Source organism: Carboxydothermus islandicus, from assembly GCF_001950325.1.
Classification (GTDB): Bacteria; Bacillota; Z-2901; order Carboxydothermales; family Carboxydothermaceae; genus Carboxydothermus; species Carboxydothermus islandicus.
Genome location: NZ_BDJL01000024.1, coordinates 1 through 26193, shown reverse-complemented (window position 1 = coordinate 26193; position 26193 = coordinate 1). Strand labels below are relative to the sequence as shown.

Sequence of the window (26193 nt, the reverse complement as noted above, 5' to 3'; positions counted from 1 at the left end):
ACTATTTTTATCGTTTGTTTCTTTTCCTTCTTCTCCCGTCTCCTCATACTTCTACCTTATCACCATAAGTTATCCACAGCAAGAATAAAAGCATAATTTCCTAAACAGTAAAAAAACCGGAGCATTTACGCTCCGGTTATAAGCTTTTACATCATGTCCATATTGGGCATGTCAGGGCCTTTCTTTTCCTTTTCCGGCTTTTCAGCCACCAAAGCTTCCGTGGTGAGGAGCATTGCAGCAACGGAGGCAGCGTTTTGTAAAGCAGTCCGGGTAACCTTAGCCGGGTCAACGATACCAGCAGCAATCATATCTACATACTCTTCGGTAAGAGCGTTAAAGCCATGGCCTACCGGTAAGGTCTTAACCTTTTCAACGATGACCGAACCTTCAAGACCGGCGTTAATAGCAATTTGCTTTAAGGGTTCCTCTAAAGCCTTCCGAACAATGGCGATACCTGTTCTTTCATCGCCGGTAGCGGTCTTTTCGAGCTCTTCTAAAGCCTTAATGATGTGGATGTAAGTTGTGCCACCACCGGCAACGATACCTTCTTCCACCGCTGCCCGGGTAGCGTTCAAAGCGTCTTCAATGCGGAGTTTCTTTTCTTTCATTTCGGTTTCGGTAGCAGCACCTACCTGGATTACCGCTACGCCACCGGCAAGTTTAGCCAGACGCTCTTGTAATTTTTCCCGGTCAAAATCGGAAGTGGTTTCTTCGATTTGCTTCTTAATTTGAGCAATCCGCTTTTCAATAGCTTCCGGTGAACCTTGACCACCAACAATGATGGTTTCTTCTTTCTTAACCCGGACTTGCTTAGCCCGACCAAGCATCGAAAGGGTAGCATTTTCAAGCTTGAAGCCGAGCTCTTCGCTTACCACCTGGCCGTTGGTGAGGATGGCGATATCTTCAAGCATAGCTTTTCTCCGGTCACCAAAGCCGGGAGCTTTTACAGCGACACAGGTCAAGGTACCGCGCAGTTTGTTCACAACCAGGGTAGCAAGAGCTTCACCTTCAACATCTTCAGCAATGATTAAAAGGGGCTTACCGGTTTGCACAACTTTTTCTAAAATCGGCAGTAAGTCAGCAATAGCTGAAATCTTCTTGTCGGTAATGAGGATATAAGGATCGTTTAAAATAGCTTCCATCTTATCGGGGTCGGTAATCATGTAAGGAGAAATGTAACCCCGGTCAAAGCTCATACCTTCCACAACTTCTAAGGTAGTGCCGAGACCCTGGGACTCTTCTACGGTGATAACCCCGTCTTTACCTACTTTTTCCATTGCTTCGGCAATTAACTTACCGATTTCCTCATCGTTAGCGGAAATAGCAGCAACTTGAGCAATAGCTTCGGAAGTTTCTACCGGCTTGGCAATAGCCTTGATTTCCTCTACCGCTTTGGCAACAGCTTTTTCAATACCTTTTCTTAAAATCATCGGGTTGGCACCGGCAGTAACGTTTTTTAAGCCTTCCCGAATGATAGCCTGAGCTAAAACGGTAGCAGTGGTAGTACCGTCACCGGCTACATCATTGGTTTTGGTAGCAACTTCTTTTACAAGCTGCGCACCCATGTTTTCTACAGGGTCAGCAAGCTCAATTTCCCGGGCAATTGTCACACCGTCATTAATAATTTGCGGTGAACCAAATTTCTTTTCTAAAACAACGTTACGGCCTTTCGGTCCAAGAGTGACCTTTACCGCATCAGCAAGAGCGTTTACGCCTCTTTCTAAAGCTCTCCGGGCATCTTCTCTAAATAATATTTGTTTGCCAGCCATTTATACCCCTCCTTTTTTGTATTTTTTATTCTAAAATCCCGAGGATATCGCTTTCCCGTAAGATTAAATATTCTTCCCCATCAATTTTCACTTCGGTACCGGCATACTTGCTGTAAAATACCCGGTCACCTACTTTTACTTCCATGGGTACCCGCTCACCGTTTTCTAAAATCCGACCGGAACCCACGGCTTTTACTTCCCCTTGCTGGGGTTTTTCCTTGGCAGTATCAGGAATAACAATTCCGCTCTTGGTCACCTCTTCGCTGGGAAGTGGTTTTACCAGAACCCTGTCATGAAGCGGTCTGAACACGTTAACCCCTCCTTTAAAGTAATTTTTTTATGTATTGTTAGCACTCACTTCAATAGAGTGCTAATACCAATTACTATAATATAAAGAGAGATTGGGAAAAGTAAATTTTCAAATTCGGCATTTTTTGGCCATAACGTTTTATTTAAGGGAATTTTACTGGATTATTTTTCCCTATCTCTCGTTTATTATTCCTTATTTTTTCTCTTTTCCTTGAACTACTGTAGCTCAATCCATTAATAAATCTTTCCCCATTTTTTCCTTTTTTATACATATAAAGATAGTATAAAGATAGGGACAGTCCCTATCTTTATACTTAAAGTATAAAAAAAAGAACCGTCCCCAAATTACTACTGGGCGCATTCACCGCCCCGGGCCTGCAGGATTTCCAGGGCATGAGGAATTACCGGTAAGACTACTTCTAAGTTTTCCCGCACTCCCCTGGGACTTCCGGGAAGATTTATGATTAACGTGCCACCACGGGTGCCCGCTACCGCCCGGGTAAGCATGGCCCGGTTGGTTTTGGCCAGAGAAGCCATGCGCATCGCTTCGGGAATTCCCGGTACTTCCCGGGTTATCACCGCCCTGGTCGCTTCGGGCGTTACATCCCGGGGAGATAAACCGGTCCCGCCGGTGGTAAGGATTAAGTCTAATTTTTCTTCATCGCACCAGGAAATTAAGGTTTTAACAATTAATTCGTACTCATCGGGGATAACTTCGTACTTCACCACCACCCCATCAATCTCCTGGACCATTTCCTTGATTACCTGGCCGCTTTTATCTTCCCGCTCTCCTCGAGAACCTTTATCGCTTAAAGTAAGAACGCCTACTTTAATCATTGCTAATTACCTCCACCGGGTCCCCAACTTTAACTTCTCCGCCTTTTAAGACTTTGACAAAAATACCTTCCCGGGGCATGACGCAGTCCCCGGCCTGATAGTAGATAGCACAGCGGGTGTGACAGACTTTGCCTATTTGCGTAACTTCCGTTAGGGCCTCGCCAATTTTCACTTTAGTCCCTATTGATAGGCTTAATAAATCCACCCCTTCGGTAGTGATATTTTCGGCAAAATCCCCGGGATTAACGTTAAGTCCAAGCTCTTGCATCTTCTTAATGCTTTCTAACGCAAGAAGGCTAACCTGCCGGTGCCAGTCCCCCGCATGGGCATCCCCTTCAATGCCGTGGTTTTCCCTTAAATATGCCCGCTCAATATTTTTTTTGCGCATCCCCTTTTTTTCGCTAATATTAACCGCTACCACTCTGCCCACTTTTATTCCTCCCTTTTATAATCGCCGCTTTTACCACCGGTTTTTTCTAAAAGCCGGATATTTTTTATCACCATTCCTTTTTCAACGGCCTTCACCATATCATAGATCGTAAGAAGGGTTACCGAAACGGCAGTTAAAGCTTCCATTTCCACCCCGGTTTTGCCTACACAGGTAACCTTAGCTTTAGCTTCAATGGTATCAGGCTTTTTAATAGTAAAACTAATATCCACCCCGGTTAGATTTAAAGGATGACACATGGGGATAAGCTCTCCGGTTTTCTTAGCTGCCATTATCCCGGCAACCTGGGCTACCGCAAGCACGTCCCCTTTGGCAACTTTTTTGTCCAAAATAAGCTCTAATGTTTCGGGCCGCATGGTAATTTCTCCTGCAGCTACCGCTGTCCGTACCGTTTCTTTTTTTTCCGTCACCTCTACCATCCGCGCCCGTCCTTCTTCGTTAAAATGGGTTAACTCCATCTTTTAACCTCCTATATTGGCCATTGTTCCTAAAAAGTCCTTCTCGCCAAACTCATGGGCTCTGGGTTTTCTTAAAATTGCCTCCCGTAAAACTCCCGTTAGCTCCTCTTGCGAAATCCCGGACCGTAAAAGGCTTTTTAAATCAACTTCCTGGTTTTTGGCAAGACAAAGCCTTAACTTACCGGTAGAGGTAAGCCTGAGGCGATTACAGTATTCACAAAAATGATTGGATAAGGGTGAAATCACCCCAATGGTTCCTAAAGCTCCCGGGACTTCGTAGTAGCGAGCAGGACCTGACCCCCCTACAGTTTTTCCCGGCTTTAGGTCATATTTCCCTGATAAAGTTTCCAAAATTTCTTTTACCGATACAAATTGCTGCCGCCACTTTTCCCGGTCATTTAAGGGCATAAGCTCAATAAACCGCCAGTGCACCGGATAGCGAAAGATAAAATCTATAAAAGCATCCAGTTCATCTAAGTTGACTCCTCTCAGCAATACCGTATTTATTTTTACCGGGGTAAGGTCCAATTCCAGGGCAAGATTAATGGCCTCCAGGACATTTTTTAACTCGCCGCCGCCGGTAATCGAGCGAAATTTGTCCGGATTCAAGCTATCGAGACTAAAGTTTACCCGCGAAAGCCCAGCACTTTTTAAATCTTGAGCGTAACGGGGAAACAAGATACCGTTGGTTGTAAGGGCTAAATCATCAATCCCCGGTAACGCTGCAATATTTTCAATTAAATATAAAAGATTTTTTCTAACCAATGGCTCACCGCCGGTAATACGCACTTTTTTTAGGCCCAGGGGCAAAAAAGCCTGCACAACTTCTAAAATTTCCTCAAAGGTTAAAATATCTCCTGGTAAAAACTCTTTAAAGTTTCCAGGCTTGCAGTAATTACAGTTAAGGTTACACTTATCGGTAACAGAAATTCGTAGATAATTTATTTCCCGGTTAAACGAATCAAGCATTTTTTTGCCTCCTAATATTAAAAGCGCCCCGTTTTAAAAAGGCGCTTTTTTAACTCCTTTCCAAAACGGGAGGCACCCCGGTTTCCCGGTAGTACCCTGCGGTATTTTCACCATGGCCTGATGCTTTAGGTGAAAATACTCGGAGTAGCTTATTTTTTTGTACAATAATAATTCGACCAAAGACCCCAAATTTCCTCTTTTTATAATAAAATTCTTTCCCTGCCGGTGTAAATATTTAAGCGGCCCGCCCGGACAAAGCCCACCACGGTCAAATTTAACTCTTCGGCATGCTTAAGAGCTAATTCCGTTGGGGCCGAACGGGAAACAATCATCCCGATGCCCATTTTCGCTACTTTTAAAATTATCTCCGAAGAAATGCGACCGGAGGTTAAGAAGATTTTATCATCTAAATTAATGCCATTTAAAAAGGCATGACCCATAATTTTATCGGCAGCATTGTGCCGCCCCACATCCTCCCGGAATAATAAAATTTTTTCAGTATCACAAAGAGCAGCACTGTGAACTCCACCGGTAGTAAGGTACAGTTCGGAGCGGCGCTGCATTTCTTTCATTAAACCAAAAAGCTTTTCCGCAGAAACCTGCACGTTTCCCCGGTACGGTTTTAAAGCTACCGGATCCAAAGCATTGTAAAAAGTAGTTCCCTTACCGCAACCGGTAGTAATGTACCGTTTTAAAAAGAGTTCTCCCCGCCGGGCATTTCCTTTATACTCCACATATACCAGCCCCTGCTCCCGGTCAACGGTAATTTTTTCTAATTTTTCCCGGCGATTGATTAACCCTTCCGCCGCTAAAAAACCTACGGCCAATTCATCCTGATATTCCGGGGTACAGAGCAGGGTTACCAGTTCTTCCCCGTTAAAGTAAATGGTTAAAGGCGCTTCATCCACCAGTAAATCTTCTTTTTCCTCAAGACGGCCATCAAAATAACGAATAATGTTTCTTTTTTTTACTATCTCCATAATCCTATCCTTTCTCCACAATTTGTCCGGTATAAGTTGTTTTATATCCACCCAAGTTTTCAACTTCTTTTTTAAATTCCTGACTGTTTATTACCTCTAATAATTTCTTAACCTGCGTATCTTCCAAAGTTTCTTCCCTGAGCAATAGGTCATACCGTTCTTCCCCCAACGGAATAAAATCCAGGTCAAAGATTTTAGCAGCAGCATAAATTCCCAGCCCGCAATCGGCAAGGCCATTTTTTACTTTCGCCGCCACCGCCAGATGGGTGTATTCTTCCCGGTCATAGCCGGAAATCTCCCGGGCATTGAGATTTTCCTTCTTTAAAAGATAATCCAAAAATACCCGGGTTCCGGATCCCTTTTGCCGGTTCACAAAAGTAACCCCGGGTTTTACTAAATCAGCAAGACCAGAAATTTTTTTGGGGTTCCCCCGGGCAACGATTAAACCCTGTTCCCGTAAACTTAAATTTATAAGAACATAACCTTTTAACCTTTTTTCCACATAGCTTTTATTGTATTCACCGGTTTCCGGGTCCAATAAATGCACTCCGGCAAGCTTAGCGTAATTTTTTTCAACTGCCACAATACCGTTTAAGCTTCCAACATGAGAAGAGCTAAGTTTTATGCCGTATTTTTCCCTTAAGAAAGAATCTATAAGGTCCAGTAAAAGGTCATGGCTTCCGGTAACGGTAAGGTATTGTTCTACTTCCGCCAACGGCTCTTTTAGAGCTATTTCGACTTCACTTCCCTCTTTATACCCTTCGGAAAAGCGCGGAATCCTGAGTAAAGCATTGGCTTTTAAAAGAGTGGAGCTGACACTGGCTCCGCGGGATAAGGGTGTAAAACAATACCTGCCAGCTACCCGGGTCACCTTTCCCCAGACAAAATCATCAACTCCGGTGGTAGAAATTAAAGTTTTAGTTAAGGTTGCTTTAATTTTGCCATAGTCGTGAAACTCATTTTTATAATACTTTTCCGCCAGAGGTTTTAAAATAATTTCACAGACCAAATAAGCCGATAAAGGAAAGCCGGGAAGTCCGATTACCGGTTTATTTCCGGCAATTCCTAAAATGGTTGGCTTACCTGGCTTGGTAGCAAGGCCATGGACTAAAACCCGCCCTAACCGCTCAATCACTTTAGCAGCATAATCGTCCCGTCCGGCAGAAGAGCCGGCATTAATAATTATTACATCGTACTTCTCTATATTATCCTTTACCGTTTTATATAAAAGCTCCGGGTCATCTCTGACAATAGGATGGATAAAAGTTTCATACCCGTACTCGGCAAGGACAGCTTTAATAAAAGACGAGTTGGTATCGGGAATTTGCCCGGGCTCTGGTGTTTCTGAAAACGGCACTATTTCATCGCCGGTAGGAATAAAAAGAGCTTTTAATTTTTTCAACACTTTAAGGGTTTTTACTCCGCCCGCCAGAAGGGCTCCAACGTCAGCAGGCTTTACCTTGGCAAAAGCCGGCAATAAAACCTCTTCTTCATTAAAGTCTTCCCCGATAAAACGGATATTTGTTCCGGGGGTTACCGGTTTAATTACCGAAATTACTCCAGGTTCGGGATAAAGGACGTCTTCCACCATAATTACGGCGTCAAATCCTTCGGGGATAAGGTCTCCGGTATCAACCCGAAGACAGTTTTCGCCAACTTTTAATAAAATAGGACTTGTCTCCCGGGCAAAAAAGGTGTCTTTAGCCCTGACGGCAAAACCGTCCACCGCCGAGGCATTGAAGTGAGGATTGGAACGCTTAGCCAGAACCGGCTTACAAGTTATCCGTCCCACCGCCAAAACGGTTTCAATCTCCTCTTCCCGGGGATGAAAAAAATTAACATTTAAAAGTTCGCTTTCGAAATTTTCCCTTGCCTCTTCAAAAGGTACCTGGTTTAAATAAAAGGCCAATTTCTCTAAACCCCCTAAAACAAAATAACTTCCACTTCTTCCCCGGCATGCAGTCCTTCAATATCTAACGGCACTATTACATAGCCATCAGCCCGGGTTAAGGTATTTATTAATCCCGATTTGCCTAAAATTGGGGTGGCTAAATAGCCCTGTTCTTTCTGGGTTAACATTACCCGGTATAAATCTTCCTGCCCGGTTTTTGAAGGAAGATTTATCGTTAATGTCGCCTTTACCCTCGGCTGATAGCTACTTTTTAAACCTGAAAGATAGCGTAAAAAAGGTACTCCAATTCGTTCAAAAACCATTAAAGCGGAAGCGGGATGTCCTGGAAGACCGAGAATGGGCTTACCGTTGATACCCCCGCCTATGGTGGGTTTTCCGGGCTTTATGGCAAGACCATGGAATAAAACTCCGGGAGCCCCCAGGCTATTTATAGCATCTACTACCATGTCCTTTACCCCCATGGAAGTACCGCCGGATAAAAGGACGATATCGGTTTCCAGGAGGGCTGCTTGGATTGCTTTAATTAGCTCTTCAAATCTATCGGGGACTATGCCAAAATACACCGGCTGCATCCCTAAATCCAGGATTCGTCCCACCAAAAGATAGGCATTGGTATCCCGAATTTGCCCTGGTTTTAATTTGGTTTCCACCGGAACCAGTTCATCACCGGTAGAAATAATTCCTACTTTTAAAGAATTATAAACGGTAACCCTGCTGTAACCCAGTGCGGCCAACACCCCGAGCTCCTGAGGGCGAATTCTCGTCCCCTTTTCTAAAACCACTTCCCCTTCCTTAAAATCCTCTCCCGCAGCAATAACATTTTCTCCCGGTGCCACCGGTTTTAAAACCGAAACAGTTTCGGAATCAAATAGTTCGGTATGCTCTACCATCACCACACTATCGGCCCCTTCCGGCAGGGCCCCACCGGTAAAAATCCGCACCGCTTCCCCGGGTCCCAGGGTAAATTCCGGAACCTCCCCCATTCCTATTTCGCCTCTTAGCTTTAATAGGACAGGAAAGGTTTCCGTAGCACCAAAGGTATCTTGAGCAAAAACCGCATAACCATCCACCGTGGAGCGGGAAAAGGGAGGAATGTTTTCCAGGGCTTTTACCGGCTCTGCTAAAATTTTACCAAAAGCCTGGGAGAGTTCTATTTCAGTAGCTTTTAATGACACATTAAAATTACTTTTCAGGAGCTTTAATGCTTCTTCCGGTGTAATTAAATTTAAAAGTTCTTTCATGGATTGTCACCGTTTATTTAAAACAGCCTAACTGGCAGGCTGAAATTTTTATTTTTAGTTCATTGGCAGCATCACCGACTTTTTTTGGCGGAACATTTAAGCGGTCAGCTAACTCTAAAGCTACTTTGCAGGGAAGCTTTCCATCTTTAGCCGCCCTGATTACTTCATTTTTGATTTCTTCTTCCATGCTAAAACCCCCTTTTTTTTATTTTAACAAACTTCATAAATTTTTTTAATAATTTATCTTCTTTGAGATAAGATAGTCAAGAAAAAGACTTTCCACATCCTCAAGATTGGGGTTAATTTTTTCCTCATTACTTTTTAGTTTTTTGGTTTTTAAATAGCTTCCGCATTTTTTACATACTTCAACAAAATAAGGGAGTTCTTCCTGGCCTTCGGGATGAATCTCGATGAAATCCTCATGGAACTTATTGCCACACTTTGGACAACCTATGCGATAATAACGCCACTGAGTCTGGCACTCCAAACAAAAAAGTATTCTTTCTCCCGCCGTTGTAATCGCGGCAAAACCTGGTGTTGCACCACAAGTTGGACATGTTTGATGATTAACTCCCTTATCCAAAGAAAAATCTTTTAATTCTCGCAGCATTTTTCTTCTTAAAAATAAAAAGTGTAAAGCAAGAATCTCTTTTTTTACTTTTTGTTTTTTGGCAAGTTCTTCCCAAAATCCAGCCTCCAGATTATCAGTTAAAAGCTTTAAATAATTGCCTTTATTTTTAAAATTAGTAATTAATTTTAGAATATTAATCTGCCGGTTTATAAGCCTTAAAGAAATTAGTTCTAAATTTACTTTTGTTAAAAAAGCACTTATCATTGGTTCATTAAATTCCACTTCTATATTTCTCACTACCGGTAACTTTCCATTCCAGGAAATATTTAATAATAACTTTTCTTCAAATTCGGCGCTTAATTTTTCTAACGCACTTACCAGTTTTTTAGCATCCATAAGTATTCCCCCGTTTTTTAAAAGATAAAAGCGGGGGCAGTAAATGCCCCCGATTTTTATTTTTGGGTAGTTACAAACCCGGATTTCGTTTTGGCTTGTTTCTTTGCCTCTCCTTTCACCGGCTTTACCTCATTATACCACAAAGGATGGTGATTTTTAGCATACTCTTCGTCTACGTACCCCGTAAGCATCCCTTCAAGAGCCGGTTTGGTAACCGGGTGGAAGAGGGACAGGTAGATATGGCCGATAGCATAAGCCAGAGTAAAGATAAAGGCTATGTCATGGCCAATTAAGGCAATCATTCCCACTTCGGGCGAAAAGTCCTCAAAACGCCATAAAACAATACCACTTACTATAAATAAGAGCCACCCCAGGCTTTGCAAAACAATATTTAACTTTTCCCCCTGATTGTATTTGCCCTGGGGTTCATAATGGGCATGACCACCAAAAAACTCTTTGATAAACCCCCCAAAAAACTTTAGGTCCGATGCTTTCCAGGAATAAGCGTATTTTAAAGTTTCCCAAATTTCTTTGGGATTTAAAAGGAAAGAGATAATCGGCGAAAGGATCAGCCCTACTGCTGCTACCCGATGAACAATCCTTGCCCCCTGGGCGCCGCCAAAAAGAGGTCTTAACCAATCAAGAAAATCAAAGTATAAAAAAGCTCCGGTAATAGCGAGAAGAAAATAAAAGGTAATATACGACCAGTGAAAAAAGCGCATTGTTTTATTAAACCGGAAAATTTTATTACTCACCGTGCCCCTCCTCCCGTTGTTTTTTTACCGAATTAGTAACCGCCGCAATAACGGTAGCACCCAACGCAAGACCCGGCACAATTTTCCCTAAAGGTCTTACCACATCATGCCAGAGGGAAAAGGTAGTTTTTAATTTTGCCTCGGCCGGAAGACCGTAGAACTCCGGCTCATTAATTAAAAGATAAAATACCCCGGTTCCTCCCAAAGCATTTTTATCGGAAGGATAAAGATTAGCCTTGGGATACTCTTTTTTAACCTCCGCCAGCCGCTTTTGGGCTACCTCCCACAACTCATCCCGGTTGCCGTATTTAATAGCTCCCGGAGAACAAGTCTGGGCACAGGCCGGAATTTCTCCGTTTTCCAACCGGTCAAAACATAAAGTACACTTATGCATTTTCTTTTCTTGGGTATCAATTCGGGGAATATTAAAGGGGCACGCCTTCTGGCAGTAATCGCAACCTATGCACCGCTCATAATTCCGGACAACAGCCCCTTCTTTGGTATGATAGATTGCATCTTCCGGACAAGCTTTTTCACAAGCCGCATCACCGCAGTGAAAACACTGCTGTTTAAAAAAGTCAAAGCGAAGCCGTCCGTTTTCTTCATGTTCATAAAACTTAATTAATGTATAGGTTTTAGGGGTGGTATCAGGCATACTTTGTAAACTCCCGGTAAAAGTCGTCTTTTCCCCGGGTAATTCGTTCCAGCTTTTGCAGGCGGTCATGCAGCCCCGGCAGCCAACACAAAGAGAAGTATCAATAAACATTCCGTTCATTATTTAGCCCTCCTTACGTTGACCAGGAAACCCTTGTATTCGGGAATCATGGTATTGGCATCCCCCAGATAAGGAGTAAGTTTATTGGCAATTTCCCCGGTAATTAAACCCTGAAAACCAAAGTGCCAGGGCAAACCTACCTGATGCCGTTTTATGCCATTTACCATTAAAGGCTTCATTCGCTTGGTAACATAAGCTTTTACCTTGATAGAGCCCCGTTTATTTTCAACGATTACCTCGTCCCCGGATTTTACCCCCAGTTCCCGGGCCAGTTCTTCGCCGATCTCCACAAACATTTCCGGAACTAATTCCGCCTGCCAGGGCAGGTTTCTGGTCATCGCCCCTGCCTGCCAGTGTTCCGATACCCTGTAAGTAATCGCAACGTACGGGTAATTTTGGGCATCGCTTTGTTCTTCCGGCCGCCAAATTTTGATTACCGGGTTGTTTTGGACCGGGGAAAGCAAGTTTTGCACCGGGCTTTCCCAGGGTTCGTAGTGTTCCGGGAACGGTCCGTCTTTTAATTTGCCCTGAGGGGCAAAGAGCCAGCCCTTGCCATCGGTTTGCATGATAAAGGGATTAACAAAAGCAGGGTCATCGGGACCTATAGTTGGTTTAAAGTCGGGAACATCATGACCAACCCATTTTTTCTGGTTTTCATCCCACCAGATAACCGCCTTATCCGGATGCCACGGCTTACCCGTTGGATCCGCCGAAGCCCGGTTATACAGAATACGCCGGTTTAGAGGCCAGGCATAAGTCCACTTGGGATAAAGGCCAAGGCCGCTGGGATCATCCTGTTCTCGTCTCTGGGCCAGATTTCCGGCTTCAGGATAAAATCCCGAGTAAATCCAGTTTCCGCACAGGGTACTGCCGTCATCGGCAAGCTTTAAAAAGTTTTCCACCTGTTTTCCGGTGGTAAGGTCTATGCCGTTAATTTCCCGGGCAACACGGTCGATATCACACTCGTTACCTGTTCCGTAATCCCAGTAAAGGTTTTTAATTGGTTCGTCTTCCGGTCTTTGACTTTGGGCGTAAAGTTTCTTTAATTCCAAAGCCAGCATATGAATGATATCAAGGTCAGCTTTTGCCTCACCAAGAGGCTCGACCGCTTTCCAGCGCCACTGAATCCACCGGCCCGAAGAAGAAATGCTCCCCTGCTTTTCAAAGGATGCGGCTGCAGGCAAAACAAACACCTCGGTTTGCACCTCAGCCGGATTACTTCCCGCCTCCTCCGTCCAGAAACGCATCGTTTCGGTCATCCAGAGGTCAACCGCTACCATCCATTTAAGATTTTTCAAAGCTTCCCTTTCCCGGTTAGAGTTCGGCCCGCCCACAATGGGGTTTTGGCCAAATAATAGCATTCCTTCCAGTTCGCCTTTAGCCAGGTTTTCAAATAAGCCGATATAAGTATAGTTTTTCTTCGGATGTCTTTTGGGAAGCCACTGATAACCAAATTCGTTATCTTTAGTGGCTTTGTCGTAATACATTGCTTTTAGATAACTTATAAAAAACTTCGGTTTATTGCTCCAAAAGCCGGTTTTGGGAGTTTCCTTCTCCAAATAAGCTTTTAAGTCTTTATGTTCGGGCTGCGCAATGGGAGTACTGATATAGCCGGTTATAATATGGTTTAATAAGCCAAAGTCGGTAGACCCCTGAACGTTGGATTCCCCTCTAAGAGCATTCACCCCGCCTCCGGGTACACCCATGTTGCCTAATAAAAGCTGTAGAATGGCATAGCTTCTAACTATTTGGGAACCGCAACTGTGCTGAGTTCCTCCCATAGCATACAAAATCGTACCGGACTTACCTCTTTTAGCGGTTTCGGCAAAAGTTTTAATTACTTCCAGGTAAATTTCTTTGGGTGTTCCGGTAATTTCGCATACCTTATCGATAGTATAGCGGGAATAATGCTGCTTTAACAGTTGAAATACCGTCCGCGGATGTTTCAATGTAGGATCTTTTTCAATTTCACCCTTTTCATTTTTCTTATACTCCCAGGTGGAAAAATCATACTTACGCTCTTTGGGGTCGTACCCGCTAAATAAGCCATCTTCAAACTTATAATCATCGTGAACTAAAAAAGAAGCATTGGTATAGTTTGCTACATATTCATGGTCGTACAGCTCATTTTCTAAGATATAGTTAATCATGCCGCCAATAAAGGCAATATCGGTCCCTGCCCGCAAAGGAGCATAAATATCTGCCTTCGAAGAAGTCCTGGTAAATCTGGGGTCAACACTTATGATTTTAGCTCCCCGTTTTACCTTGGCTTCCATTAACCACTTGGACGAAACCGGATGGTTTTCAAAGGGGTTAGCGCCAATAATTAAGGCACAATCGGTATTTTTTAAATCGATCCAGTGATTGGTCATTGCTCCACGACCAAAGGTTGGTGCCAGACCGGCAACCGTAGAGCTGTGTCAGAGCCGGGCCTGGTGTTCAATATATACTACCCCAAGTCCCCGCATCAATTTTTGTAAAAGATAAGTTTCTTCGTTATCCAGGGCAGCACCACCCAAACATGCAATATGGTCGGTACGCATTACGGTTATTCCGTCTTCCTCTTTAATAAAAGTTCGGTCCCGGGTATCTTTAATTCGTTTGGCAATCTCCGAAATTGCCCATTCCCAGGTAACCTCTTTAAACTCTTTGCTCCCCGGAGCCCGGTACAGAGGCTTGGTGAGCCTTCTGGGGTTTGGCTTACCCGGCGCTATATTCCTTATCTGATAAATCGATGCCCCTTTACTGCAAGCACCACCGCGGTTTACCGGATGGTCCGGATCCCCGACCACATAAAGTAATTCACCCGTTTTGGTATCGGTATAGGCAAGCATACCGCAGCCGGCACTGCAAAAAGGACATAAGGTTGGAGTTTTTTTGGCAGTTTTGATCCGGTATTTTTGAGCCTGCGCATATGCTTTACTATTATCTAAACCAAGTTCAGCAGTCATTAATACAGCAGTGGAAAGGGCTGATAATTTTAAGAATTCTCTACGAGTGATGGCCAAGTCTAATTCCCTCCTTTATAATGGGTACAATTGCTCTAAACTACCTTTTTGCAAAATTCATACCAGCGTGAATATTGTAGAATATTATAATATATTTTTTGGTGATTGTCTATTTTTTAGACAGCATAATAAATTATTATAATCACAAACCATTTAAATCCGACAAATATCAACAATTTCAGACAATAAAAAAGGAGTGTCTATATTTTAGACACTCCCAATTATTAAAACCGGCAAAAATCATTGAAATGCCCCATATCTCCTGCTTAAATCAACTTGTTAACCAGTAAACATTTGTTTACATACTGGATTTTCAGGAAAAAAAGAAAAAGGCAAATTAAGCCGTCTTTGTGAGTGTTACTACAATTATTAAAGATTTATTTTCTCAAACTCAAGATTTTTTAAATCAAAAAAGTAAAATACGTTTTCTTTTTCCAACGTTCCCAGAAGGCAATTAATTCCTAAGGCTACCATTAAACTTGCCGCCACCGCCGGGGTAAAGGGAGGGTTTCCCAGAACTTGCTCGATACCTTTTTTCCGTTCCTGATAAATTTTGGTTAAAAGGTTACTTCCCGGCCACACAATCCCTACCTGGCCGTACCAACCGCCAATTGCTCCGTGCACCAAAGGCACACCCAGGTTTTTGGTTTTTTCTTCGAGGTAAAGGCGACTTTCTATATTATCTAAACAATCAAAGACAAGCTCTACCCCCTGCCAGGCAGTTTCCGGAAGATTTTCGACCTTGCTTACAAAGCTACTGACCACCACCGCTTGATTTATCTCCGCCGCCCTTTTTCTGGCTTTATTGGCTTTTTTCTGTCCGAGATTTTTTACAGTCGCTAAAAGCTGGCGGTTTAAATTGGTTTCTTCAAAGGCATCACCATCAACCCCCACTATCTCTCCCACACCTGCTCGACACAGTTCTTCCAGCACATAGCCACCAAGCCCGCCCAGGCCCACAATCATTACTTTGGAAGCTAAAAGTTTTTTCTGCCCCGCTAAAGTAAAACTTCCGATATTGCGGGCATACTTCCGGGGAATAACTCCGTTTTCCAGAGCAAAATATTCAACCGCCCTGAGACTTAACCCGGTTTCCCGGGAGATTCTCTCGGTCGTTTCCAGGGACAATTCTTTAATACCTTCCCGGCGAAAAATATTACCCAGAAGATTTTTTTCACCCCTACTTAACACTTAACCACCTCCCACCGGTGGAAACAGGGAAATATAGTCCCCGTCTTTTAATACGTGGTCAGGCTCCGCATCCAGGCCATTAACTAAAAGGATGGCTATTTCTTCCGGTTTAATCCCCAAACGGTTTAAAACATCGATTACTTTAGTGCCTTCCGGAAGTTCCCAGACATCTTTCTTAAAGCGTCCTTCCCGGAAAGTCGCAAAAAGCCGGATTTCAATTTTCAATCGCTTCACCTCCCCTTTACGAACAAAAAATTAAGCCCCGGGCCCAGAGGCAATCGGCACAGGACGGCTTATTACCCCAGCAGTCTTCTTCAATATTCCAGACCATATCGCAGCCGTCCACCCATTCGCAGTCAGGACAGGAAGGGTAGTGATTCATATGTTCCAAAAAGCGAAACTTAACAAAAGCCTCTTTCATCCAGATCTCCGCCAGACTCTCGTTATTAACATTACCAAAACTTACCGCCCGAATTTCCTTTTCCCGGCCGAAGACGTATTCCCGGGAGTCGTGTAAAAAACGGTAGCAAGGAGATACTTCACCGTCAAACCGCACCACTACTTTTTTGCCTTCCACAAACCGGCAGGAACGGTGAGTATTAAGCCCCATCTCCGGTAAAACAACTCTAACCCCGGAATACATGGAAGCCCGGGCTACTAAAGTTCGCCACTCTAAAAGCTTCTCATCGGGATACTTCTGGTAAAAAATGTCTTTTATTTTTTCTTTTACTACCGGCATAAGCTGGCTAACATACAAAATTTTAATATTATACTCTAAAAGCTTGGGAATAAGTTTAAAAATCTCCTGGGAGTTCCTCTTATTTACCACCATCTCCGCTAATATTTCCGGCTGGCTGCTTTTGTTTTGCTGTTTTATTAAATTAAGTTGCTTTAAATTACTCCATAAATTACCGATATCTGCTCCCCGGTTTTCCGCAAAAGTTTCCGGCAAAAACCCATCAATTGAAACAATGATTTCGTCAACCCCTAAATTCACCAAATCCCGGGCCATAGCTTCTGTGAGAAGAAAGCCGTTAGTAGTAATACTCACTTTCAGCTCCATCGCTTTTATTTTGGTAATTATTTCCTTAATTTCCGGATGAAGTAGCGGTTCGCCTATGCCCCCTAAAACAATCCGCAAAAGCGACGGTAAGGCTTTTGCTTCTTCCAAAACTTTCTCCCAGGTATTCCTTGCCATCAGTCCCCCTTTGTAATTCCAGCTATTACGATAGCAGTGGCGGCAATTTAAGTTACACAAACTTGATAATTCAAGGTATATTTCCTGGATATCCGGTTGAGGTTCGAGAACTATCCGGTAGTCCTTAAATTGTAAAATCATATTTTTTATTCTCTCCTTTTACTAAGAAAGCAGGGACTCCATCCGTGAAGTCCCTGCTTTTTGGTTGCTTATAAACCTAAAGCTTGCAGCTTTTCGGCGGTTGGTACCCCTTTTTCGTCCCAACCCCGCACCTTGTAATACTCCGGTAAAAGTTCTGCCAGGCGGTGTTTGTGCCCTTTGGACGGGCCATCGGGAATAGGTTCTTCCAAAAGCCGCTTGGGTAAAGTATCCTGCGAAGAATCAATACCCGCTTTTAGGTTAAAGACCCGCTCTAAATTCCAGATCCGTTCGCCGGCAGTTAAAATATCTTCCGTAGTGTAATTTTCCCCAACGATATAATTAAAGAGTTCCCGGTAGTCATCGGCATTTAAGGCAAAAGAGGTAAAGAGGCAAAGACCAAGAGAGTCAATGACCGCCGTTAAGTCCTGGAAGAGTTTCGCCCAGTTGGCTTTTCCTTCTAAGGCAAAGCGGTCAATTTTTTCCGGAGAGCCAAGAACTTCCGGTGAAATCAGGTAACCCCGTACGTGACAGCCTCCCCGGTTGGAAGTAGCATACTGCAGACCATGACCCTGAACACCGCGAGGGTCATAAGCCGGTAATTCCTGTTTCTTCACCGACATCGAAAGTTCCGGAACACCATAAGATTCGGCTAACCGATACGAACCAAGGGCTAATTTGGCACCAAAGCCTTCACCCGCTCCCATCTTCCGGGTCCATTCAACGATAGCTTCGGCAGAACCAAACTTTAACTCCGGACCGTCCAATTCTTCTTTCTTAATGTAGCCTTTTTCGTAAAGCTCCATAGCACAGGCAATCGTTGCCCCGGCAGAAATCGTATCCAGCCCGTATTCGTTACAAAGGTTGTTAGCCTTAATAATGGCAGCTAAATCATCAACGCCGCAATCGGCACCGTAAGCCCAGATAGTTTCGTATTCCGGTCCGCCGCCCTCTTCATCATCAACTTTGCAGTAACGACCGCAAGCAATCGGGCAACGGTAGCAGGGGTCTTTTTTCACTAAATATTTTTCGGCCAAGGTTTCTCCGGAAATCGCATCGGCCGTTGGGAAATAAGCTTTTTGGAAGTTGTTGGTGGGTAAAATACCGTTTTCATTGATGATATTTACCAAAACTGCCGTACCGTAGTTCGGTAGACCCTGACCGGTAACCCCATCTTCCCGAATTTTCTTTAAGAGTCTGGATAAAAGCTCCTTGGTTTTTTCCGGCTCTGCCGGTTCAACTTTACCCGAACCTCTTACCACAATCGCTTTTAAATTCTTGCTGCCCATTACCGCTCCTACACCGGAACGACCGGCGGCCCGGTATTTTTCATTCATTACCGCGGCAATGGGAGAAAGCTTTTCACCGGCAGGACCGATGGTTAAAACCCGGGCTTTGGGGTCTCCCACTTCTTTTTGTAAAAGTTCGGTGGTTTCCGATACTAATTTACCCCAGTAATTTTGCGCATCCCGTATTTCAACGGTATCATCGTTAATATATATATAGCTTGGGTTTGCTGCTTTTCCTTCCACAATGATTAAATCATAGCCGGCAAATTTTAATTCAGCCCCCCAGAAGCCTCCGGAGTTGGAACAGGCAATGGCTCCGGTAAGCGGAGATTTGGTTACCACCATGTAGCGCCCGGAGGTCGGCGCAGAGGATCCGGTCAATGGACCGGTAGCAAAAATAATCTTGTTTTCCGGAGATAACGGATCCACAGCAGGGTCAATTTCGTTAGCTAAGAAATAGCTTCCCAGACCACGACCGCCTAAAAACTTCTTGGCTACTTCCAAATCCAGCGGTTCTTTTTTAATCTCACCGGTGGAGAGGTTTACCCTCAATACTTTCCCGCAATAGCCGGCCATAAAAACCCTCCTTGTGATTAAGAATATTTGTTAATTTAAATATACTTTATCGCTAATTCCTAAGCAAGAGATTTTTGCTGAAAATTTATAATTATGTTTTTTGATTTATATTTCGTATTTTTTAAACATTTAATCCTGCTTGCAGCCTGATGGAATTGATGACTTGTCCCCCTCAAAAATATACTTGCCCACAAAATCCATACTTTGGGGGAGTTTCGCTTCACGAGACACTCCAGGTAAACTATACACATGTTCAGACTTTCTGCTTTTTACTAAAAAGTTTTTTCGACCTCCTTTCTGTCTGAACGTAGTTTTTTGAAAGGTATCCATAACTCAAACTACAAACTCGGCGGGCTCAATTTTTCCAGTACTCCGAATAACGATAGCCTTTAAGTTTTTGCTAAATAGCTACTTTCCAAGATGCTATAATTTTTGTAGTTGCGGGGTATTTATCTACATTGCAAAACTCGTGCCAATTTTCATAAAATTTTGGGAGCCGGAAATTACAAACCCGAAAAGAAAAACAAAAAATGAACTGTTTCTTATTGAAACATTTTGTCCCAACAAACTGTTCCTATTTGAGCAGGTCATATTTTTTCAGCTTGCGGTATAGCGTGGTCCGCCCCATTCCTAACAACCTGGCAGCTGGAGCAATTTTCCCGTTTGTTTGCTTTAACGCTTCCAGTATCGCAAGCTTGGTCTTTTGCTCCAATAGTGAACCACTATCTGCTTGAACAGATTCTAATTTCTGGCGCAATTCTAACGGCAAATCGGCAACTGTGAGCTGCGGACCGGTAGCTAATGCCACCATACTGTAAATACAGTTTTCCAGTTCTCTAACATTTCCCGGCCAGTGGTATGCAAGGAAATAAGAATAAATTTCTTGATCAACACTCAGAAGCGGTTTACCCATACTTTGACAAGCTTTATAAACAAAATAGGGTACCAGCTCATATAAATCTTCCTTCCGTTCACGCAGTGGCGGCAAGTTTATGGTAATGACTTTTAAGCGGTAATATAAATCTAAACGAAATAGCCCATTATTGACTAATTGCTGCAAATCTCTCTGGGTTGCAGCAATAACTCTAACATCTATTTTTCTAACTTTATTATCTCCAATCCGACAAACTTCCCGTTCCTGAAGTACACGTAATAACGCTGCTTGAACATTCAATGGCATATCGCTGATTTCGTCTAAAAAGATCGTACCACCATTAGCAAGTTCAAACTTTCCTGGCTGTCCACCTTTTTTAGCACCTGTAAAAGCCCCTTCGACATAACCGAAAAGCTCGCTTTCAATTAAATTAGGCGGTAAAGCAGCGCAATTTAAGGCAATAAACGGTCCATCCCTTCGTTCACTGAGCTGATGAATATAGCGGGCAATTACCTCTTTTCCGGTACCGCTCTCTCCCTGTAGCAGCACCGACAAATTAACTGCAGCTGCTTTTGCTACTATTTCTAACACCTGTTTCGATTTGGTACTGCTGCCAACCCATCGGTGTTGTTCAGTCACGTTTTGCCCAGCCAGCTTCGGTACTTTAACGGTATCAAACAAATTGGCACCAATTTTCTCCCTAAGCCCTGCATCAATTTGGAACTTTCCTTCCTTTGGGCTGAACGAGAAGCTTTTAGCCTTACTAAAAACATCACTTATTAAATTACCTATAACTTCCTCTCGCCTTTTGCCCAGAATCCGGGCACCCTTTTGGTTTATCTCTGTAATTATCCCTTGGTTATCAATAACAATAACCCCTTCCTGCAGCATCTTGCCTAACATTAGAAAACCCTGTTGGCTAATAGTAACCTTTTTCTGCAATTCTTGCAATAAGAGATTTTGCTCAATTATTTTGGCCCCCATAAGAGCAATTTCTAAAAGGCGGTAGTTGCCACTTCCATTTTCACCGGATATATCCAATACACCTGCAATCTTTCCCTCTGGATTGTACACCGGCGCCGCCCAGCAATTTAAAAAATGGTTTTCCTGGACGTAATGTTCCCAGCCTAAAACTTTAACAGCCGTACCTTCAGAAATAGAAGTACCAATAGCGTTGGTTCCTTTAATATCTTCCCGCCAGTTAGCCCCGGGCGATAAATACACTTTCTGAGCTTTATTCAGAAACGGGGGATCTCCTACTGCTTTTAAAATATACCCTTCAGAATCGCAAAGTATAACCATATAGTTTTGGCCCTGTAATAAGCGGTAGATATGGGGCAATACCTGTTCTGCAGCTTTCAGTAATTCTTCCTGTTCTTGCCAGCGTTCTCGCAAAAGCGGTGCTGGAAGTATATCGTTATTAATAACCCGGTAATAATCCACATTATTTTCCCTGCTCCTCTTCCAGGAACGCAAGATTACCGGGTCTACGCTGCTTACAGGGTCTTCCCCTGCAATAAAACGCCGCCATTGCTCATTCATTTCCTCTATTCTCCCCCATTTTTAATATTTTTTATATTTTTTACTCCTTTACAAAAAGCAGGGACTTCGCTTTAAAAAGTCCCTGCTTTTATTTGTTTAGTGTAAACTTTATATTTTGTTCAAGAAAGTCACTTGTGAAAATTTAAAATTTTATTTTTAAACATTTAAACCTATTAAATTATATATCGGCTTCTTATCGAATCGGTGTAAAGCCTCAATAAACCTAACGGTACCGGTTTTCCCCCGAACAACTAACGTATGAGTAGCCGCTCCATTGGCCGTAAACCGCACGCCTTTTAAAAGGTTACTGTTGGTAATCCCGGTAGCCGCAAAAATGACATCATCGCTCTTTACCAAATCATCTAACGTTAAGATTTGCCGGGGATCAACAAGCCCCATTTTCCGGCACCGTTCCATTTGTTCATCATCTTCGGGAACGAGTCTCCCCATTAATTCTCCTCCCAGGCATTTTAAGGCTGCCGCTGCCAATACCCCTTCCGGGGCCCCCCCAATACCAATCATCATATCCACCCCGGAATCCTCAAAAGCACAGGCTATAGCCGGTGATACATCTCCATCGGAAATAAGCATGATTCTGGCACCCGCCTCCCGCACTTCTTTAATAATTTTTTCGTGGCGGGGGCGATCCAAAATCACCACCGTTAAATCGGCTACCGATTTTTTCAGACTTTCGGCAACTATTCTCAGGTTATCTTTAACGGGAGCATCAAGATGAACTTTTCCCGCCGCCGCCGGACCAACAGCAATTTTTTCCATGTACATATCGGGAGCATTTAAAAGACAGCCCTTGGGAGCAGCAGCCACCACCGCAATGGCACCATTTAAACCTTTGGCAACAAGATTGGTCCCTTCCAGAGGGTCAACGGCAATATCTAAAGCCGGACCATAACCGGTACCTAATTTTTCCCCGATATAAAGCATCGGCGCTTCATCCATTTCCCCTTCGCCGATCACCACTTCGCCGCGAATATCTATGGTATCAAAAACCGCCCGCATTGCCTCAGTAGCAGCCTGGTCAGCCTTATGCTTATCCCCCCGGCCCATCCAGCGAGCTGAAGCTACCGCCGCCGCTTCCGTTACCCGGGCAAATTCCAAGGATAGCTTTCTCTCCATCTCCATTTAAAAGTCCTCCTTTTAAATTTATGTTACGTTTTTTATCAATTACACATTAAATATTGTATCATATTTTTCGTTCACCGAAATAAAAAAACCGGGATTTTACCCGGTTAATTTTAAATATTTTTTTTACTTTTCTACCGCAGTGCAGGTTTTAAGGCATTCACCGCAGTCAAAACAAAATTCTTCATCGTAAAAGACCTTATTTAAATCCGGCTCATAATAGAGAGCTCCCGTAGGGCAGTTAGGAGCAGTAGGGCAACCTTTTTCAACTCCGCAGTTACACCCTTTAAATTTTACACCCATTTTTTATCTCCTCCCCCTGCTTTTTCTTTATTATAAATCAGTATTAATTATTTGTAAAGTCTAAATTTTCGAACTATTTTGTTTGCTTTTTCACATTGCTATTATTTAAAAATTATAAAGTTAATAAAAAAGCTACCCCGGAGCAAAGGGTAGCGTTTATTATGTTAAACTTTGCGGGTTTTATCCCGCAAAATTATGGCTAAAGCATTGGCCGAAAGCAAAATTGCCAGGAGAACAATAATTCCCGCAGCCGCCAAACCCTGAAATTCTTTTTGCGGCCGCGAAGTCCAGTTAAAAATTTGAATTGGTAGTGTGGTAAAGTTATCAAAAATGCTTTTCGGCAAAAACGGCATATACGCCGCAGCTCCCACCATAATAAGGGGTGCAGCTTCACCAATAGCCCGGGATAAAGCTAAAATTGTTCCGGTGAAAATGGTAGGAAGGGCCGCCGGAACCACCACCCGGCTTACCGTCTGCCAGCGGGTAGCCCCCAAAGCATAAGATGCTTCCCGCAAAGTTTTGGGGACGGTACGTAAAGCTTCCTGCGAGGAAACAATTATTACCGGTAAAATTAAAAGGGCTAAAGTCAGAGAAGCCGCTAAAATACTTCTTCCCAGGGAAAAAAGTTTGACAAACAGGCCTAAACCCAGGATACCGTAAACTATCGATGGGACACCGGCAAGATTTAAGATGTTTAGCTGAAGCAAGCGATTATACCAGCTGTCCTTACGGGAATATTCCTCCAGGTAAATTGCAGTGGCAATTCCCAGGGGAAAAGCAATTAACGCCGTTAAACTTATAGTCCAGAGGGTCCCCACAATTGCCGAATAGATTCCCGCCCTCTCGGGAAAGCGCGAAGGATAGCTAAGTAAAAACTTAACATTGAGCCAGGGTAACCCTTCTTTAAAAATTTTCCAGAGTAACACAATAAGAAAAATAATTCCCACCAAAGTTGCGACAAAAATAATGGCATGAAAAACACGGTCCAGTTGCTTTCGCTTTCCAATATTTTCGCCGGTCTTAATCATGCATATTTCCTCCTCTGACGGTCGGCCACTACCCGGGCAATTAAATTCATGACAAAAGTCATCGCAAAAAGTAAAGTTCCCACCGCAAAAATTGTTTTATAGGCTATGCTCCCATACTGAATATCCCCCAAACTTATATTTACCATGTAGCCGGTCATTGTCTGGATACTTTTAAGCGGATTAAAGGTAAACTGAGGATTGGCTCCCGCAGCAATAGCCACAATCATCGTTTCGCCAATAGCCCGGGAAATGGCCAGGATAAAGGAAGTAACAATCCCGGACATAGCCGCCGGTACAACCACTTTTGTTGCTACTTCTAAACGGGTTGAGCCAAGGGCATAAGCCGCATACCGGTAGGTGTTGGGAACGGAACGCATGGCATCCTCACTTAAGGAAACAACCATCGGCAAAGTCATGATCCCCACTGCTATGCTGGCACTTAACGCATTAAAAACTTCCGTTTGCGGAATTAATTTTTGCAGTACCGGCGTTATAAAAGTTAAAGCAAAGTAACCATAAACAATTGAAGGGATCCCCGCTAAAATCTCCAGTACCGGTTTAATTACCTTAGCCCCTCTGGGCGGTGCATATTCGCTTAAATAAATTGCCGTAGCCAGGCCTATCGGAATGGAAATTACACTGGAAAGGAGAGCAATCAACGACGTTCCCACCAGCAACGGTAAAACCCCGAAATGGCTGGGGTTTAACAACGGCGCCCAAACGGTACCGGTAAAAAACTCCTTAACCGAAACATACCTGAAAAAATCAAGAGCACCGCTTAATAAAATAACTACAATGGCTACGGTAATAAACAGGGAAATACCTCCGGTAAGCGTTAAAAAGAGCTCAATAAAACTTTCTTTCAGATTTTTCTTTCTTTTCATTTGCCGTCTAACCCCTTTTTCAACAAAGATGGCCCTGCGGGGAAAACCCCGCAAGGCTTTTTATTTTAATTTATTTAGTTCCTCGGTATATTCCTCATCGGGAAGATTTATATACCCTACATCTCTTACCAAATCCTTACCGTGGGTTAGATAAAACTCCACAAAGCTTTTAACTTCCGGACGCTCCAGGGATTTTTTATTCACATAGATAAACAGCGGACGGGACAACGGTTTATACTGACCACTTTTTACCGTCTCAAAGGTAGGCTCTACCGGACCCTGACCGGCATCTATCTTAACCACTTTCAGCTTGTCTTTATTTTCCTCATAGTACGCCAGACCAAAGAAAGCCATCGCATTTTTATCACCTGCTACCCCCTGTACTAAAACATTATCGTCTTCACTGGGGGTAAAATCCTGCCGAATTGCTCCGTCCTTACCGTTAATGGCTTCGGTGAAGTAATCAAAAGTTCCGGAATCCACACCGGGTGCATAAAGCTTAATTGGTTCCGCCGGCCATTCGGGCCTTACATCTTTCCAGGTTTTAACTTTGCTACCCGGCTCCCAGATTTTCTTTAATTCTTCCACCGTAAGGCTGTCCACCCAGGTGTTATTTTTATTTACTACTATTGCTATACCATCGTAAGCAATTTTAAGTTCCACGTATTCAATATTATTTTTCTTTAAAGCTTCTTTTTCCTCGTCTTTAATGGGCCGGGAGGCGTTGGTGATATCGATTTCCCCGGCGGAAAACTTTTTAAAGCCACCGCCGGTTCCGGATACCCCAATGGTAATATTAACGTCCGGATTTTGCGCCCGAAATTCCTCAGCCATCGCTTCGGAAATCGGGTAAACCGTTGACGAGCCATCAACCTTGATGGTTCCGGAAAGCCCTTGTTTTTGTTCTCCCTGGTTTTCCCCTTTGGGAGTACAACCAAAAAGCCCTGCAACTAAAAACAATACGGTAAAAGCCACAATAAGACCTTTTTTGAAGAAGTTCATTTCCCTTCTCCTTTCATCTGTTTTGCTTACAGTTTTACTCTACCAAATATTTGTTAATTTCAACACCATGTTTTTTTAAAAGGTGGTAAAAGAAAAATTAAGCTTTTTTAACAAAGTTTATTTTCTCCCGATTCCATTTAACTAATGCAGTCCGTTAAAAAAGGCTGCAAGCCAAAGTATGGTTTCAATAATCTTAGCTGCATTTAATACGTCGTCTTTAATTTAACAAGATGCTATAATAATAGGTGAAATAGAGGTGATAATATGGCTACTTTCAAAGATTACGCTCTTTTAGCCGAAGTCACCCGGGGTGATTTTACCGAAAGCATTCATTTTGGGGTCGTCGCCGTAGTAGACCATACAGGAAAAATAATAGCCTCTGCCGGAAATCCGGAGCTCGTTACTTTTTTAAGGTCTTCCTCCAAGCCAATTCAGGTTTTACCTCTTTTAGTAAAAGATTTACCCTATGATTTTACCGCCAAAGAAATTGCGGTAATGTGTGCCTCCCATAGCGGAACCGTAGAGCATACCCAAACGGTAGCAGGAATTTTACAAAAAATTGGCCTTGACGAGGGTTATCTAAGCTGCGGCACCCATGAG

Annotated in this window: 25 protein-coding genes and 1 riboswitch; of the genes, 1 reads left to right on the top strand and 24 read right to left on the bottom strand. The window is 43.3% G+C overall.

The features are described from left to right. Positions 1–146: 146 nt before the first annotated feature. The 24 genes from groL to ciss_RS04505 form a co-directional block, all read right to left on the bottom strand. Positions 147–1769, bottom strand: a complete 1623-nt coding sequence (gene groL / locus ciss_RS04615) for a chaperonin GroEL (RefSeq protein WP_075865125.1) — start codon at positions 1767–1769, stop codon at positions 147–149. A gap of 25 nt (positions 1770–1794) precedes the next feature. After that, entirely contained in the window at positions 1795–2079 is a 285-nt protein-coding gene (gene groES / locus ciss_RS04610) for a co-chaperone GroES (RefSeq protein ID WP_028052559.1), read from the bottom strand. Positions 2080–2426: 347 nt separating this feature from the next. Beyond that, positions 2427–2915 carry a MogA/MoaB family molybdenum cofactor biosynthesis protein gene (locus ciss_RS04605; RefSeq protein WP_075865124.1) on the bottom strand — a complete coding sequence of 163 codons (489 nt, stop codon included), beginning with the start codon at positions 2913–2915 and terminating at the stop codon, positions 2427–2429. Further along, positions 2908–3345 (bottom strand): MOSC domain-containing protein, encoded by a 438-nt coding sequence (locus ciss_RS04600; RefSeq protein ID WP_075865123.1) that lies wholly within the window; start codon positions 3343–3345, stop codon positions 2908–2910. Before ciss_RS04600 ends, ciss_RS04605 begins: the two co-directional genes overlap by 8 nt. Positions 3346–3347: 2 nt before the next feature. Then, positions 3348–3821 (bottom strand): cyclic pyranopterin monophosphate synthase MoaC, encoded by a 474-nt coding sequence (moaC, locus tag ciss_RS04595; RefSeq protein ID WP_075865122.1) that lies wholly within the window; start codon positions 3819–3821, stop codon positions 3348–3350. Between the two features lie 3 nt (positions 3822–3824). Further along, a complete protein-coding gene (gene moaA, locus ciss_RS04590) occupies positions 3825–4790 on the bottom strand; it encodes a GTP 3',8-cyclase MoaA (RefSeq protein WP_075865121.1) in 966 nt (321 codons plus the stop codon). 37 nt (positions 4791–4827) lie between these two features. Continuing rightward, positions 4828–4947, bottom strand: a riboswitch (molybdenum cofactor riboswitch). A 43-nt stretch (positions 4948–4990) separates the two neighbouring features. Then, positions 4991–5770, bottom strand: a complete 780-nt coding sequence (gene fdhD / locus ciss_RS04585) for a formate dehydrogenase accessory sulfurtransferase FdhD (protein WP_075865120.1) — start codon at positions 5768–5770, stop codon at positions 4991–4993. A 4-nt stretch (positions 5771–5774) separates the two neighbouring features. Further along, the gene (locus ciss_RS04580; RefSeq protein ID WP_075865119.1) at positions 5775–7679 is read right to left on the bottom strand and encodes a molybdopterin biosynthesis protein; all 1905 of its coding nucleotides are present in this window, start codon (positions 7677–7679) and stop codon (positions 5775–5777) included. A 14-nt stretch (positions 7680–7693) separates the two neighbouring features. Continuing rightward, positions 7694–8923, bottom strand: coding sequence for a molybdopterin molybdotransferase MoeA (locus ciss_RS04575; RefSeq protein ID WP_075865118.1), 1230 nt, complete (start codon positions 8921–8923; stop codon positions 7694–7696). A 13-nt stretch (positions 8924–8936) separates the two neighbouring features. Beyond that, a complete protein-coding gene (locus tag ciss_RS13275; protein WP_166503984.1) occupies positions 8937–9110 on the bottom strand; it encodes a hypothetical protein in 174 nt (57 codons plus the stop codon). Between the two features lie 45 nt (positions 9111–9155). Next, positions 9156–9890: a formate dehydrogenase accessory protein FdhE domain-containing protein gene (locus ciss_RS04570; RefSeq protein ID WP_075865117.1), complete on the bottom strand. Its 735-nt coding sequence runs from the start codon at positions 9888–9890 to the stop codon at positions 9156–9158. A 56-nt stretch (positions 9891–9946) separates the two neighbouring features. Next, positions 9947–10645, bottom strand: coding sequence for a formate dehydrogenase subunit gamma (locus ciss_RS04565; RefSeq protein ID WP_077177444.1), 699 nt, complete (start codon positions 10643–10645; stop codon positions 9947–9949). Continuing rightward, the gene (locus tag ciss_RS04560; protein WP_075865116.1) at positions 10638–11420 is read right to left on the bottom strand and encodes a 4Fe-4S dicluster domain-containing protein; all 783 of its coding nucleotides are present in this window, start codon (positions 11418–11420) and stop codon (positions 10638–10640) included. The genes ciss_RS04565 and ciss_RS04560 overlap by 8 nt, the downstream gene beginning before the upstream one ends. Further along, complete coding sequence (fdnG, locus tag ciss_RS04555; RefSeq protein ID WP_077177443.1) at positions 11420–14428, bottom strand: formate dehydrogenase-N subunit alpha; 3009 nt, start codon at positions 14426–14428, stop codon at positions 11420–11422. Before fdnG ends, ciss_RS04560 begins: the two co-directional genes overlap by 1 nt. A gap of 369 nt (positions 14429–14797) precedes the next feature. Then, positions 14798–15619 (bottom strand): HesA/MoeB/ThiF family protein, encoded by an 822-nt coding sequence (locus ciss_RS04545; protein ID WP_077177442.1) that lies wholly within the window; start codon positions 15617–15619, stop codon positions 14798–14800. Then, on the bottom strand, positions 15620–15853 hold the full coding sequence (locus tag ciss_RS04540; RefSeq protein WP_235837240.1) for a MoaD/ThiS family protein: 234 nt from the start codon (positions 15851–15853) through the stop codon (positions 15620–15622). A 7-nt stretch (positions 15854–15860) separates the two neighbouring features. Continuing rightward, positions 15861–16958: a tungsten cofactor oxidoreductase radical SAM maturase gene (locus ciss_RS04535; protein ID WP_075865112.1), complete on the bottom strand. Its 1098-nt coding sequence runs from the start codon at positions 16956–16958 to the stop codon at positions 15861–15863. A 68-nt stretch (positions 16959–17026) separates the two neighbouring features. After that, the gene (locus ciss_RS04530; protein WP_075865111.1) at positions 17027–18820 is read right to left on the bottom strand and encodes an aldehyde ferredoxin oxidoreductase family protein; all 1794 of its coding nucleotides are present in this window, start codon (positions 18818–18820) and stop codon (positions 17027–17029) included. A 574-nt stretch (positions 18821–19394) separates the two neighbouring features. Further along, positions 19395–21236, bottom strand: a complete 1842-nt coding sequence (locus ciss_RS04525; RefSeq protein WP_075865110.1) for a sigma-54-dependent Fis family transcriptional regulator — start codon at positions 21234–21236, stop codon at positions 19395–19397. A 156-nt stretch (positions 21237–21392) separates the two neighbouring features. Then, positions 21393–22376, bottom strand: a complete 984-nt coding sequence (gene glpX / locus ciss_RS04520; protein ID WP_268874199.1) for a class II fructose-bisphosphatase — start codon at positions 22374–22376, stop codon at positions 21393–21395. A gap of 126 nt (positions 22377–22502) precedes the next feature. Further along, a complete protein-coding gene (locus tag ciss_RS13270; protein ID WP_166503983.1) occupies positions 22503–22679 on the bottom strand; it encodes a hypothetical protein in 177 nt (58 codons plus the stop codon). Between the two features lie 164 nt (positions 22680–22843). Further along, a complete protein-coding gene (pstA, locus tag ciss_RS04515; protein ID WP_075865109.1) occupies positions 22844–23707 on the bottom strand; it encodes a phosphate ABC transporter permease PstA in 864 nt (287 codons plus the stop codon). Next, a complete protein-coding gene (gene pstC / locus ciss_RS04510) occupies positions 23704–24591 on the bottom strand; it encodes a phosphate ABC transporter permease subunit PstC (RefSeq protein ID WP_075865126.1) in 888 nt (295 codons plus the stop codon). The genes pstA and pstC overlap by 4 nt, the downstream gene beginning before the upstream one ends. A gap of 60 nt (positions 24592–24651) precedes the next feature. Beyond that, positions 24652–25593 carry a PstS family phosphate ABC transporter substrate-binding protein gene (locus ciss_RS04505; RefSeq protein ID WP_075865108.1) on the bottom strand — a complete coding sequence of 314 codons (942 nt, stop codon included), beginning with the start codon at positions 25591–25593 and terminating at the stop codon, positions 24652–24654. 264 nt (positions 25594–25857) lie between these two features. On the opposite strand from ciss_RS04505, the gene ciss_RS04500 reads away from it, so the two are divergent. After that, a partial coding sequence (locus ciss_RS04500) for an asparaginase (RefSeq protein ID WP_143298477.1) occupies positions 25858–26193 on the top strand: 336 nt, incomplete at its 3' end.

Coding starts and splice junctions, on each gene's coding strand:
- glpX (WP_268874199.1), bottom strand. CDS start 22,376: ATGGAGATGGAGAGAAAGCTATCCTTGGAATTTGCCCGGGTAACGGAA.
- moaC (WP_075865122.1), bottom strand. CDS start 3,821: ATGGAGTTAACCCATTTTAACGAAGAAGGACGGGCGCGGATGGTAGAG.
- ciss_RS04605 (WP_075865124.1), bottom strand. CDS start 2,915: ATGATTAAAGTAGGCGTTCTTACTTTAAGCGATAAAGGTTCTCGAGGA.
- ciss_RS04530 (WP_075865111.1), bottom strand. CDS start 18,820: ATGGCCGGCTATTGCGGGAAAGTATTGAGGGTAAACCTCTCCACCGGT.
- moaA (WP_075865121.1), bottom strand. CDS start 4,790: ATGCTTGATTCGTTTAACCGGGAAATAAATTATCTACGAATTTCTGTT.
- pstA (WP_075865109.1), bottom strand. CDS start 23,707: ATGATTAAGACCGGCGAAAATATTGGAAAGCGAAAGCAACTGGACCGT.
- ciss_RS13270 (WP_166503983.1), bottom strand. CDS start 22,679: ATGGGTGTAAAATTTAAAGGGTGTAACTGCGGAGTTGAAAAAGGTTGC.
- ciss_RS04575 (WP_075865118.1), bottom strand. CDS start 8,923: ATGAAAGAACTTTTAAATTTAATTACACCGGAAGAAGCATTAAAGCTC.
- pstC (WP_075865126.1), bottom strand. CDS start 24,591: ATGAAAAGAAAGAAAAATCTGAAAGAAAGTTTTATTGAGCTCTTTTTA.
- ciss_RS04570 (WP_075865117.1), bottom strand. CDS start 9,890: ATGGATGCTAAAAAACTGGTAAGTGCGTTAGAAAAATTAAGCGCCGAA.
- ciss_RS04525 (WP_075865110.1), bottom strand. CDS start 21,236: ATGAATGAGCAATGGCGGCGTTTTATTGCAGGGGAAGACCCTGTAAGC.
- groL (WP_075865125.1), bottom strand. CDS start 1,769: ATGGCTGGCAAACAAATATTATTTAGAGAAGATGCCCGGAGAGCTTTA.
- ciss_RS04505 (WP_075865108.1), bottom strand. CDS start 25,593: ATGAACTTCTTCAAAAAAGGTCTTATTGTGGCTTTTACCGTATTGTTT.
- ciss_RS13275 (WP_166503984.1), bottom strand. CDS start 9,110: ATGGAAGAAGAAATCAAAAATGAAGTAATCAGGGCGGCTAAAGATGGA.
- fdhD (WP_075865120.1), bottom strand. CDS start 5,770: ATGGAGATAGTAAAAAAAAGAAACATTATTCGTTATTTTGATGGCCGT.
- ciss_RS04535 (WP_075865112.1), bottom strand. CDS start 16,958: ATGATTTTACAATTTAAGGACTACCGGATAGTTCTCGAACCTCAACCG.
- ciss_RS04560 (WP_075865116.1), bottom strand. CDS start 11,420: ATGAACGGAATGTTTATTGATACTTCTCTTTGTGTTGGCTGCCGGGGC.